This window comes from Pseudomonas prosekii, assembly GCF_900105155.1.
GTDB classification, from domain to species: domain Bacteria; phylum Pseudomonadota; class Gammaproteobacteria; order Pseudomonadales; family Pseudomonadaceae; genus Aquipseudomonas; species Aquipseudomonas prosekii.
Genome location: NZ_LT629762.1, coordinates 4,022,479 through 4,034,838, shown reverse-complemented (window position 1 = coordinate 4,034,838; position 12,360 = coordinate 4,022,479). Strand labels below are relative to the sequence as shown.

The 12,360-nt window shown below is 58.8% G+C and carries 11 protein-coding genes; 7 read left to right on the top strand and 4 right to left on the bottom strand.

Annotation, left to right across the window (positions count from 1 at the left end; translation table 11 throughout):
• Positions 1–2: 2 nt before the first annotated feature.
• The 7 genes from BLU01_RS18450 (at position 3) to BLU01_RS18425 (ending at position 7,734) form a co-directional block, all read left to right on the top strand.
• Positions 3–680, top strand: coding sequence for a heavy metal response regulator transcription factor (locus BLU01_RS18450; RefSeq protein WP_092278226.1), 678 nt, complete (start codon positions 3–5; stop codon positions 678–680).
• The gene (locus tag BLU01_RS18445) at positions 670–2,034 is read left to right on the top strand and encodes a heavy metal sensor histidine kinase (protein ID WP_092278224.1); all 1,365 of its coding nucleotides are present in this window, start codon (positions 670–672) and stop codon (positions 2,032–2,034) included. The genes BLU01_RS18450 and BLU01_RS18445 overlap by 11 nt, the downstream gene beginning before the upstream one ends.
• Before the next feature lie 483 nt (positions 2,035–2,517).
• On the top strand, positions 2,518–2,820 hold the full coding sequence (locus tag BLU01_RS28035) for a transposase (RefSeq protein WP_231987094.1): 303 nt from the start codon (positions 2,518–2,520) through the stop codon (positions 2,818–2,820).
• On the top strand, positions 2,817–3,653 hold the full coding sequence (locus tag BLU01_RS18440) for an IS3 family transposase (protein WP_331716149.1): 837 nt from the start codon (positions 2,817–2,819) through the stop codon (positions 3,651–3,653). Before BLU01_RS28035 ends, BLU01_RS18440 begins: the two co-directional genes overlap by 4 nt.
• Before the next feature lie 617 nt (positions 3,654–4,270).
• On the top strand, positions 4,271–4,495 hold the full coding sequence (locus tag BLU01_RS18435) for a hypothetical protein (protein ID WP_092278222.1): 225 nt from the start codon (positions 4,271–4,273) through the stop codon (positions 4,493–4,495).
• 244 nt (positions 4,496–4,739) lie between these two features.
• Complete coding sequence (locus BLU01_RS18430) at positions 4,740–6,008, top strand: OprD family porin (RefSeq protein ID WP_408003144.1); 1,269 nt, start codon at positions 4,740–4,742, stop codon at positions 6,006–6,008.
• A gap of 226 nt (positions 6,009–6,234) precedes the next feature.
• Positions 6,235–7,734, top strand: a complete 1,500-nt coding sequence (locus BLU01_RS18425; protein WP_092278218.1) for a sensor domain-containing diguanylate cyclase — start codon at positions 6,235–6,237, stop codon at positions 7,732–7,734.
• Positions 7,735–7,909: 175 nt separating this feature from the next.
• Here BLU01_RS18425 and lpxC read toward each other — a convergent pair whose 3' ends face one another.
• The 4 genes from lpxC to BLU01_RS18405 form a co-directional block, all read right to left on the bottom strand.
• Positions 7,910–8,821, bottom strand: a complete 912-nt coding sequence (lpxC, locus tag BLU01_RS18420; RefSeq protein WP_054045542.1) for a UDP-3-O-acyl-N-acetylglucosamine deacetylase — start codon at positions 8,819–8,821, stop codon at positions 7,910–7,912.
• Between the two features lie 112 nt (positions 8,822–8,933).
• Entirely contained in the window at positions 8,934–10,136 is a 1,203-nt protein-coding gene (ftsZ, locus tag BLU01_RS18415) for a cell division protein FtsZ (RefSeq protein ID WP_092278216.1), read from the bottom strand.
• 75 nt (positions 10,137–10,211) lie between these two features.
• The gene (gene ftsA / locus BLU01_RS18410) at positions 10,212–11,471 is read right to left on the bottom strand and encodes a cell division protein FtsA (RefSeq protein WP_046048247.1); all 1,260 of its coding nucleotides are present in this window, start codon (positions 11,469–11,471) and stop codon (positions 10,212–10,214) included.
• 15 nt (positions 11,472–11,486) lie between these two features.
• Positions 11,487–12,356 carry a cell division protein FtsQ/DivIB gene (locus BLU01_RS18405; RefSeq protein ID WP_092278214.1) on the bottom strand — a complete coding sequence of 290 codons (870 nt, stop codon included), beginning with the start codon at positions 12,354–12,356 and terminating at the stop codon, positions 11,487–11,489.
• Positions 12,357–12,360: the final 4 nt, after the last annotated feature.

The following is a 12,360-nucleotide window of genomic DNA, read 5'->3' as shown; positions in this document are numbered from 1 at the left end:
TCATGCGCGTTCTGATTATTGAAGACGAGGAAAAAACCGCGGATTACCTGCATCGCGGCCTCACGGAACAGGGTTACACCGTCGACGTGGCGCGCGACGGCGTCGGAGGTTTGCACCTGGCGCTGGAAAGCGATTACGCGGTAATCGTTCTCGACGTAATGCTGCCGGGGCTCGACGGCTTCGGCGTGTTGCGTGCGTTGCGCGCGCGCAAACAGACGCCGGTGATCATGCTCACCGCCCGCGAGCGCGTTGAAGACCGGATCAAAGGCCTGCGCGATGGCGCCGACGATTATCTCGGCAAACCGTTTTCCTTCCTCGAACTGGTCGCGCGCCTGCAAGCGCTGACCCGCCGCAGTGGCGGCCACGAACCGGTGCAAGTGAGCATCGCCGACCTGTGGATAGATTTGATCAGCCGCAAAGCCACGCGCGCCGGCGCCCGACTGGACCTGACCGCGAAAGAGTTTTCGCTGCTCAGCGTGTTGGCCCGGCGCCAGGGTGAAATTCTCTCGAAAACCGCGATTGCCGAGATGGTCTGGGACATCAATTTCGACAGCGACGCGAACGTCGTCGAAGTCGCGATCAAACGCCTGCGCGCCAAGCTCGACGGGCCGTTCGACGAGAAATTGCTGCACACAATTCGCGGCATGGGTTATGTGCTGGAGAGCCGTGGTGTCCAGTAATTCAATCGCGCTGCGCCTCAGCGGGATGTTCACGCTGGTGGCGGCGCTGGTGTTTCTGTTGATCGGCTGGGCCTTGTATCAGCAGGTCGACAAAGGTTTGGGCTTGTTGCCCGAAGCCGAGCTGGACGCGCGCTACAGCGTGCTCGAATCCACGGTCGGCCGGTATGGCACGCCCGAGCATTGGGTGAAGATCAACAACAAGCTCAAGCTGCTTGGCGAAGAAGACAAGCGCATCAGTTTCTGGATTGTCAGCGGCGATCCGCAGTACGAATACGGCCACATCACCCCGCAGATCCGCGACTTCGCCGCAGGGCCGTTGGGCCGCCGCGATTTGCATTTGCCGGGGCATGATTCGCCGCTGAAAGTGTTGGTCAGTCAGTTCCCGGCCAAGGACCAGCGCCCGCCGTTGCGCTTTATGATCGGCATCGACACCGAGACGATTTTGCAGACCCAGCACCACTTGCTGATCGCCCTGATCAGCCTGGCGATTGTCGGCGTGTTGCTGGCGTCGGCGCTGGGTTATTGGGTGGCGCGAATCGGCCTCAAGCCGTTGATCAAACTGTCCCAGGAAGCCCAGCGGCTGGCGCCGCCATTGCGTTCGGGACGTTTGCGTCTGTCGCCATTGCCGCCGGAACTGGACCAATTTGTCAGTTCGTTCAACGCGACGCTGGAGCGAGTCGAGCAGGCCTATTCGCGGCTGGAATCATTCAATGCCGACGTCGCGCATGAATTGCGTTCGCCGCTGACTAACCTGATTGGCCAGACCCAGGTCGCGCTGACCCGCGGGCGTTCGGCGGAACACTATTTCGAGGTGCTGCAATCCAATCTCGAAGAGCTTGAGCGGCTGCGTTCGATCATCAATGACATGCTGTTTCTGGCCAGCGCCGATCAGGGCAGCAAAGCGACAAAACTGACCACGACCTCGCTGGCCGATGAAGTGGCGACGACCCTCGAATATCTGGATTTCATTCTCGAAGATGCGCAGGTTGAGGTGCAGGTAAGCGGTGACGCGCAGGTACGGATCGAGATCGCGCATCTGCGCCGGGCGTTGATCAATCTGCTCAGCAACGCGGTGCAACACACCGAGCCCGGGCAGGTGATTCAGGTGCGGATCGAGGCGGCGGAGCATCAGGTGAGCATCGGCGTGGCCAACCCCGGAATGCCGATTGCCAGCGAGCATCTGCCGCGCTTGTTCGAGCGCTTTTACCGCGTGGACGCGTCGCGCAGCAACAGCGGCAATAACCATGGCCTCGGTTTGGCCATTGTGAAAGCGATTGCGCTGATGCACGGCGGGGATGTTTTTGTGCGCAGTGATCACGGGGTTAACACCTTCGGCATTCACCTGCCGGTCTGACTCGGATCGACTCTGAATCCACCCCTCACCCTAACCCTCTCCCCAGAGGGTAGAGGGGACTGACCGAGTTGTTCTTAGAGCCACATCGACCTGATATATCGAGTTGAACTCGAGTTCTGAAAAGCCCCCGATCGGCACCCTTCCCCCCTATCCCCTATGGCGAGAGGGACTGACCGAGTTGTTCTTAGAGCCACATCGACCTGATATATCGAGTTGAACTCGAGTTCTTAAAAGCCCCCGATCGGCTCCCTTTCCCCTATCCCTATGGCGAGAGGGGACTGACCGAGTTGTTCTCAGAGCCACATCGACCTGATATATCGAGTTGAACTCGAGTTCTGCAAAGCCCCAGATCGGCTCCCTTTCCCCCTATCCCCTATGGCGAGAGGGGACTGACCGAGTTGCTCTTAGAGTGAACTGGCCTAATGATTTTGGACACTTCAATCGGGCGCTATGATGGCGCCCAAATCTGAGGTGTTTTTGGATATGCGTAATTCTTATTCAACTGAGTTCAAACTCAAGGCTGCTGGCATGGTGCTGGATGAGGGGATATCGGTTCCCGAGGTTTGCGCCAGTTTAGATATTGGCCCTACCGCCTTGCGTCGCTGGGTCGATCAGGTGCGTAAAGAACGCCAGGGTTCGACCCCGGTGGGAGCCAAAGCGATCACGGCTGACCAGCGAGAAATCCAGGAACTCAAAGCCTTGCTCAGGCAAAAAGACCGGGATATCGAAATCCTAAAAAAGGCCAGTGCTCTCCTGCTTTTGGACGCCAAAGATCATTCTCACTGATCAATGAGCTGGGTGAGCGATACGGCGTTAACGACTGCTGCCGGGTGTTTGAAGTCAGCCGCAGCAGTTTTTATGCCTGGCGTCAGCGCCAAGGCAAGGTGAACCCTGAGCGGGAGAAACTCAAAGCCATGCTGGTCGAGCATCACAAGGAATCCAGAGCTTCCGCGGGGGCGCGCACCCTTTCCAGGGAGCTGCAAGCCAAGGGGCATCGCGTCGGGAGGCACATGGCTCGCAGCTTGATGCGAGAAGCCGGCGTGGTCAGTCGTCAGCGCCGACGTCACAAATACAAGTCATCTGGCGTTGAAGCCTTGGTGGCGCCGCACGTGCTTAAGCGCGAGTTTGATGTCACGGCGATCAACCAAGTGTGGTGCGCGGACGTGACGTACATCAAGGTCGGCACGCGGTGGATGTATTTTGCAGCGGTTCTGGATCTGTTCGCCCGCCGGCTCGTGGGGTGGGCGTTTTCGATGATCTCGGATGCGGAGCTGACCTGCGAGGCCCTACGGATGGCGGTTGAGCTGCGAGGCAAACCCAAAGACGTGCTGTTTCACTCCGATCAAGGCTGCCAGTACACCAGCCATAAGTTCAGGAATGAGTTGCTGGCGAATGGACTGCGGCAAAGCATGAGTCGTAAAGGCGAATGCTGGGATAACGCCCCGATGGAGCGTTTCTTTGGAAGTCTGAAATCAGAGTGGGTGCCTGAAGCCGGTTACCGCTCGGAGTATGAAGCCCGGGCTGATTTGCAGCGCTACGTGGTGCGCTACAACAACTTCAGGCTCCATAGCTACAACGATTACCGTTCACCGGTCGCCATGGAGAAAATGGCGGCGTGAAAAAACCGTAATTGGTGTCCAGGATTACTTGACCAGATCAGAGCCACATCGACCTGATATATCGAGTTGAACTCGAGTTCTGAAAAGCCCCCGATCGGCTCCCTTTTCCCACTCTCCCCTATGGCGAGAGGGGACTGACCAAGTTGCTCTTAGAGCCACATCGACCTGATATATCGAGTTGAACTCGAGTTCTGAAAAGCCCCCGATCGGCTTCCTTTCCCCTATCCCCTATGGCAAGAGGGGACTGACCGAGTTGCTCTTAGAGCCACATCGACCTGAAATATCGAGTTGAACTCGAGTTCTGAAAAGCCCCCGATCAGCTCCCTTTCCCCACTCTCCCCTATGGCGAGAGGGGACTGACCGAGTTGTTCCTAGAGCCACATCGACCTGATATATCGAGTTGAACTCGAGTTCTGAAAGGCCCCCGATCGGCTCCCTTTCCCCCTCTCCCCTATGGGGAGAGGGCTGGGGTGAGGGGTGGTTCTTCCAACCGACGCAAAACCCAACTATTGCCGCGCACGCAATAGTCCTTTCTGAAATCAGCTCTGTTTCCCTGCGCCACAGCGCCTTAACCTTCGCGCACCAAACAGCACTTGCCAAGCAAGAAGGTTTTAAAGATGTCCAACACTATGGGTATTGCCAGCGCTTTCGTCATGTCCGCCTTATTCCTGTCCCCGGTTGCCATGGCGGAAGAATCGCCAGCCTTCGTCGCGCAAAACGCGGCGCGGGAAGACGCCTTCCAGGCGCATCAGACAGAAATGACCGCCAAGGCCCAAGACGCTGCGCAAACCCCTCAAGCGTCGACTTCTGCTGCCCGGCCACAGGTTGAGAAAGACAGCTGATTACGCGTATCGCACCGTTTCCCTCGACACTTTTCATCGGCTCTTCCCGTTGAAAAGTTGTCTTCAAAGCCGCTGCTATCAGCGGCTTTTTTTCGTTGTGCAGAAAACACGTTTCAAAACGTCTCCCTAAACAAGAAATAAAAAACGTCGATCCATGAACTGACGTTGATGACCAAAAGGAGCTGTACCGCACGTGTCTTTTACTCTAAAGCTGAGCCCGCTGTTCATTGCAATTGCTGCAACGATGTCCGCCAACACCCAAGCCGCCGATGAGGCGAGTCAAGAAGGTTTTGTCGAAGGGTCAAGCCTTAACCTCAACGCTCGCAATTACTACATGAACCGCAATCGCCTGCAGAACGCCGATGACAACATCGAGTGGGGCCAGGGTTTTCTCGGTCGGTTTGAATCCGGTTTCACCCAAGGCACCGTCGGTTTCGGCATTGACGCCCACGCGATGCTCGGGTTGAAACTCGATGGCGGTGGCGGCACCGATGGTTCGAGCATCCTGCCGATCGGCGCGGGCAACGGCAAAGCGCCGGGCTCGTTTTCCACGGCCGGCGCTGCGTTGAAAATGCGCGCGTTCGACACCGAATTGAAGGCCGGCGACTTGTTCCTGACCAACCCGGTGATCGCCGGCGGCGACACCCGCATGTTGCCGCAGACCTTTCGCGGGGTCAGCCTGACCAACACCAGTTTCGATGGCTGGATGATCGAAGGTGGCCAAGCCAGTTTCACCAAACCGTACAACCAGAGCGGCCATAAACGCATCGGCGCCTCCTACGGCACTCTGGCCGACGGCGACAACAGCGAGCACCTGAACTGGGCCGGCGTGGTCTGGAGCGGTTTGCCGGGTTTGACCAGCAGCCTGTACGCCGCTGAGCTCAAGGACATCTGGAACCAGTACTACTACGATCTGGATTACACCTACGCGGTCAACGAGATGGTCAGCCTCAACCCGGGCCTGCATTTCTACCACACGCAAGACACCGGCGACGCGTTGCTGGGCAACATCGACAACAACACTTACAGCCTGCATTTCACCGTCGCTGCCGGTAACCACAGCGTCACCGCCGCGTATCAGCGGGTCAACGGCAACACGCCGTTCGACTACATCAGCCAGGGCGACAGCGTATTCCTCGACAACTCGCAGCAATACTCGGACTTCAACGGCCCGAACGAGCGCTCGTGGAAACTCAAATACGTCTACGACTTCATTGGCGTCGGCGTGCCGGGCCTGACCTCGGCAGTGTCTTACTCGCGCGGTGAAACCGATCTGACCAAGGTCGACCCGGACAGCAAGGGTTACGCCTCGTGGTACAGCGCCGATGGCAAACACGCCAAGCACTGGGAACGCGATATCGATTTGAAATACGTGGTCCAGCAAGGCCAGGCCAAAGACTTGTCGCTGCGCCTGCAATGGGCCACCAACCGTGGCGGCAATGGCTACGGTGCGCTGGATCAGGACACCGACGAATACCGCGTGATCGTCGATTACCCGTTCAACGTGTTCTGAAACCCGGCTGACCAGCTAACGCAAAAACTGTAGGAGCGAGCCTGCTCGCGAAAGCGTTTTGTCAGCCAACATCGTTGCTGACTGACACGGCCTCTTCGCGAGCAGGCTCGCTCCTGCAGGCTGCCCACCCAATACTCATGACTGTTTGCAGCAATAAGCGCGCGCCCTTCGGCAACGGCGGATATGCAACTAAGCTTATTAAGCCTTTTCAGCAGACAGCCAAACCATGATCGCCAGCCGCATCCCCGACATCGCGCACAGGATCCGACGGCCAGAATGGCTGCTGCTTCTCGGCAGCTGCCTGACGGTGATCGCGATTGTCAGCATCGTCACTTTCCTGTTGATCCGTGAACACGCGAATGCGCGCCAGGAAGCGACGCGCAGTGCGACGACCGTTGCCCAACTGATCGACGCCGACGTGCTGCGCACCGTCGAGCTCTACGACTTGACCCTGCTGGGCCTGATAGCCGCTTCGCAACGCGATGACTTGAAGCAGATGTCGCCGCAAGTGCGGCATCTGGTGCTGTTTGATCGCTCCACCACCGCGCGCTTCAAGGGCGACATTCTGTTGCTGGACAAGCACGGCGAGGTGCTGGCCGACTCGTCGCTGATCCAGCCGAAACCGGGCAACTTCGCCGATCGCGATTACTTCCTCGCGCATCTCTCCAGCCGCGACAGCGGGATGTTTATCAGCCGCCCGTTCAAAACCCGCTGCGATTGCGAGGACCACGACCAGTGGCGCATCAGTTTCAGTCGACGCATCACCTCGGCCACCGGCGAATTCCTCGGCGTGGCGGTGGCGTCGATGCGCCTGGCGTACTTCGACGAGCTGTTCAACAGCCTGAACATCGGCAACGACAGCACGCTGAACATCATCAACAACGACGGCCTGCTGTTGGCGCAAAAGCCCTATTTGCTGAGCGATTCGATTGGCAAAAGCTTCGCCAACCGACCCAACGTCGAGCGCATCCTGCGCGAGGGCAGCGGCAGTTTCAGCAGCGTGTCGAGCATCGACCAGCAGCACCGTTTGTACACCTTTTCCCGAGTAGGCAATTTGCCGTTGACGGTGATCGTCGCGCTATCCAGCCGCGAAGTGTTCGCCACGTGGCAACGCACGGCGCTGGTGGTCAGCGGCGCCACCGGTGTGTTGTGCATCGGCCTGCTGTGGTTGGCCTGGTTGCTTTCGCGCGAACTGCGCCTGCGCCACAACGCCGAGCGCGAATTGGCGCAACTGGCGGCCACCGATGCGCTGACCGGCACGGCCAACCGTCGAATGCTCGATCAGGTGCTGCGCCACGAGTGGTTCCGGGCGCAACGTTCCGGCAAACCTTTGTCGGTGCTGATGATCGATGCCGATCATTTCAAGGCGTTCAATGATCGGCACGGCCATCCGTGCGGCGACGAGGCATTGCGCGCGGTGGCGAAGGTGATCAGCAGCCATGTCCGACGGCCGGCGGATCTGGTCGCGCGTTACGGCGGCGAGGAGTTTTCGGTGATCCTCGCGGAAACCGACAGCGCCGGCGCACAACAGATCGCCGAGCACATCCGCGCCGGCGTCGAGCGGCTGCCATCGGTGGCGGGCGCGGATTCGCCGATTACTGTCAGTATCGGCATCAGCACCTGGACCACGGCCAGCGACATGAGTCTGGAGCGGTTGCTGTTTGCGGCGGACAAGGCGTTGTATCAGGCGAAAGAAGGTGGGAGGAATCGGGTGGTTGCCGACTGACTTTTATGCTGCGTCGGCGGGTCTTTTCGGGGGCAAGCCTCGCTCCTGCAGGTTTTAGCGGATCCCCTGTAGGAGCGAGGCTCGCCCGCGAAGGGGCCGTAATGTTTGCCACAAAATCCAGGCATAAAAAAAGGCCACCCGAGGGCAGCCTTCAAAAACTAGAGAGGTTTTTTGCTTACACGGCCGCAACAGGACGCATGTAAGAGATCGGTGCAGTGCTGGCGTCTTCGAAAGTCACGACTTCCCAAGCATCTGTCTGCTCAATCAACTTGCGCAGCAGCTGGTTGTTCAATGCGTGGCCGGACTTGAAGCCCTTGAACTCACCAATCAGGCTATTGCCCAGCAGGTAGAGGTCACCAATTGCATCGAGGATCTTGTGCTTCACGAATTCGTCTTCATAACGAAGGCCGTCTTCGTTCAGTACACCATCCGCGTCGACCACAATAGCGTTTTCAACGCTGCCGCCGAGTGCGAGGTTGTGCTTGCGCAGGTACTCGATGTCACTCATGAAACCAAAGGTACGGGCGCGGCTGACTTCTTTTACGAACGAAGTGCTGGAAAAATCCACGCTTGCACTTTGTGTGCGGTTACGGAAAACCGGGTGATCGAAATCGATCTCGAAGCTCACTTTGAAACCTTCGAAAGGGACGAAAGTGGCGCGCTTGTCGCCGTCTTCCACTGTCACTTCCCGCAGGATCCGGATGAACTTCTTGGCCGCGTCCTGCTCTTCCAGGCCGGCCGACTGAATCAGGAATACGAAAGGTCCAGCGCTACCATCCATGATTGGAACTTCGGACGCGGAGAGCTCGACGTAGGCGTTATCGATGCCCAGGCCAGCCATGGCCGAGAGCAAGTGCTCCACCGTATCCACTTTGACGTCACCGTTGACCAGCGTGGTCGACATCGTGGTTTCGCCAACGTTTTCCGCGCGAGCGGGAATCTGCACCACAGGGTCCAGATCGGCACGAACAAACACGATGCCGGTGTCGATAGGTGCGGGCTTGAGGGTCAGGTATACCTTCTCCCCGGAGTGCAGGCCTACACCTGTGGCACGGATAATATTTTTCAGTGTGCGTTGTTTAATCATGGCTTGGGCCGCTTCAGCGCAAATTGCGAACTGGTATCAACAAAGGCTGGCGATAATAGCAGACCAGACCTTTGCTGAACACCAATCACCTTCATAGCCCTGATACATTCCATCAATCAGCCTGACGACGCAGGAATGCCGGGATGTCCAGGTAGTCCAGATCGTCTTGCGGATTCATCTTCGCGGCAGTCGCAGCACCGGCCTGAGCCTGGTTGCGCATGACGGTCGGACGGTCCAGGTCACGATAGTTGACAGCAGGCGCTTCCTGACGCGAAGGCGCTTGTTGCTGCTGCTGTTGCGACTGCGAAGCCACGGACGTGTGCATGGTGTTGTCGATAACCTTTACCGGCTTCTCGATTTTCGCGCCCAGACCAGTGGCAACCACGGTCACGTGCAATTCGTCGCGCATGTCCGGATCGATAACGGTACCGACCTTGACCATTGCGTGCTCGGAAGCGAAGGCTTCGATGATGCTACCCACGTCGGAGTACTCACCCAGGGACAGGTCAGGACCGGCGGTGATGTTCACCAGGATGCCGCGTGCACCTTGCAGGTTCACGTCTTCGAGCAACGGGTTGCGAATGGCCGCTTCGGTGGCCTCGCGTGCACGGTTCGGACCGCTGGCGCAGCCAGTGCCCATCATCGCCATGCCCATTTCGCTCATGACAGTCCGTACGTCGGCAAAGTCGACGTTGATCATGCCCGGGCGCTTGATGATGTCGGAGATACCGCGAACGGCACCGGCCAGTACATCGTCAGCCTTGGCGAAAGCCGACAGCAGGCTGGCGTCTTTACCGAGGATGGTCAGCAGCTTCTCGTTGGGAATAGTGATCAACGAGTCGACGCTTTCAGACAGCAGACGGATACCTTCGTCGGCGATCTGCATACGCTTGCGACCTTCGAACGGGAACGGACGAGTCACCACCGCAACGGTGAGAATCCCCATTTCCTTGGCCACTTCAGCAATGATCGGCGCAGCCCCGGTACCGGTGCCGCCGCCCATGCCAGTGGTGATGAACACCATGTTGGTGCCCTGCAGGACTTCGGCAATGCGCTCACGATCTTCGAGAGCGGCCTGACGACCTACTTCAGGGTTGGCGCCGGCGCCCAGACCTTTGGTCACGCCGGTGCCGAGTTGCAGGATGGTCCGCGCGCCGATGGATTTCAGCGCCTGGGCATCAGTGTTGGCGCAGATGAATTCAACGCCTTCAATGTTGCTCTTGACCATGTGATTAACAGCGTTTCCGCCGCCACCGCCAACACCGATAACTTTAATAACCGGGCTTGCGGGGATGTTGTCTACGAGTTCGAACATTTTCCCTCTCCTTTACGTTCTCTAGTTTTTTCGCCTACTGCGTTTGTTGCGGTCTTGCGGTGTTGCGGTAATTCTTCAGAAGTTGCCTTGTACCCAGCTCTTGATGCGATCGAGCAGAGCGGCTTTCGGTTCTTCATTGCTGTAGCTGTCGCGGCTGCTGATGCCCGAGAACGAAATCCCGTCGGACTGCTTTTGCAGGCCGTACATCAACAAGCCAACGCCAGTCGAATAAATCGGGTTGCGCACCACGTCATCCAGACCTTTCACGCCGTGAGGCACGCCCAGGCGTACTGGCATGTGGAAGATTTCCTCGGCCAGTTCGACCGCGCCTTCCATTTTCGACGTGCCGCCGGTCAGGACGATGCCAGCCGGGATCAGGTCTTCGTAGCCGCTGCGACGCAGTTCGGCCTGGATCAACGTGAACAACTCGTCGTAACGCGGCTCGACCACTTCGGCCAAAGCCTGGCGGGACAGTTCGCGCGGTGGACGATCGCCAACGCTTGGGACCTTGATGGTTTCACCGGCGCCGGCCAGTTTGGCCAGGGCGCAGGCGTAGCGAATCTTGATTTCTTCGGCGTACTGGGTCGGGGTGCGCAACGCCATGGCGATGTCGTTGGTCACCTGATCGCCAGCAATCGGGATCACTGCGGTGTGACGGATCGCGCCTTCGGTGAAGATCGCGATGTCAGTGGTGCCGCCACCGATGTCGACCAGGCACACGCCCAGCTCTTTCTCGTCGTCGGTCAGCACCGAGTAGGCGCTGGCCAGTTGCTCGAGAATGATGTCGTCGATTTCCAGACCGCAGCGGCGCACGCATTTTTCAATGTTCTGTGCGGCGTTGACGGCGCAGGTCACCACGTGGACCTTGGCTTCCAGACGTACGCCCGACATGCCCAGTGGCTCACGGACGCCTTCCTGGTTATCGATCACGTAGTCCTGCGGCAACGTGTGCAGCACGCGCTGGTCAGCCGGGATCGCCACGGCTTGAGCGGCGTCGAGCACACGCTCAAGGTCGGCGGCGCTGACTTCGCGATCACGAATCGCGACGATGCCGTGCGAGTTCAGGCTGCGGATGTGATTGCCAGCCACGCCGACAAACGCCGAGTGGATCCGGCAACCGGCCATCAGCTGCGCTTCTTCGATGGCGCGCTGGATCGATTGCACGGTGGACTCGATGTTCACCACCACGCCTTTTTTCAGGCCACGGGACGGGTGGGTGCCGATCCCGACGATTTCCAGCGTGCCGTCGTCCGAGACCTCGCCGACCAGCGCCACCACTTTGGAGGTGCCGATATCGAGACCGACGATCATTTTGCCGCTTTGCACGTTTGCCATGGGTCCTGCCTCTTCTTAATTCTTCGCGACAGCGGGTTGGGCTGTCGTGGGCGCTACAGGTTCCCGCCAGCCAACAGCAAGGCCGTTGGCGTAGCGCAGATCGATGCGCGCAATGTTCGTAATCTGTTCTTTAAGCGTCTTGTCGTAGATGGCAATGAAGCGGCGCATCTTGTCCACCAGGTTGCCGCGTCCCAGCAGCAGTTCGATTCCCGGGCCAGCGCTGCCGGCGCCGGTGGTCAGGAACCAGCTGCCTCGTTCACGCAATTCCAGGCGTGCAATCGAGAAGCCCAATGGCCTGAGCATCTGGCTCAGCACCTGGTATTGCTGCATCACTTGCTGCTGGGCCCGCTGTGGGCCGAACAGTTGTGGCAAATGTTCGTAGTTCGCCAGTTCACGCGGGGTGAACGCCTGGCCCTGGTTGTTCAACAGCGACTCATCGCCCCAACGGGCCACGGGCAGTTGTTCTTCCAGGCGAATCACCACTTGATCCGGCCAGACCCGACGCACTTCGGCGTGGGCAATCCATGGCATGGTTTCCAGCTCGGTGCGCATGCTTTCCAGGTCGATGGTGAAGAAGCTCGACGCCACGTACGGGGCGATGCGCTGCTGCACGGCTTGCTGGCTGATGTAACTCAAATCGCCCTGCACGTTGATCTTGGTGATCGGCCGGTCGGCGTAGGGCAGCAACCGCTGCGCGCCTTCGTAGGTACCGAAGCCCAGCGCGACCAGCAACACTGGCCAGAACAACGCTTTGAGAAAACCAAAATTGGCTTTCGGCAGGCGCGCAGACATCGGCTCTTTCGCCACCATTCGGCTGGCACCACGCGGCACCGGCTTGCGGCCGGGAGGTGCGGGGGGCTGATGTCGCAAATGCGCGCCTTGCATGGTC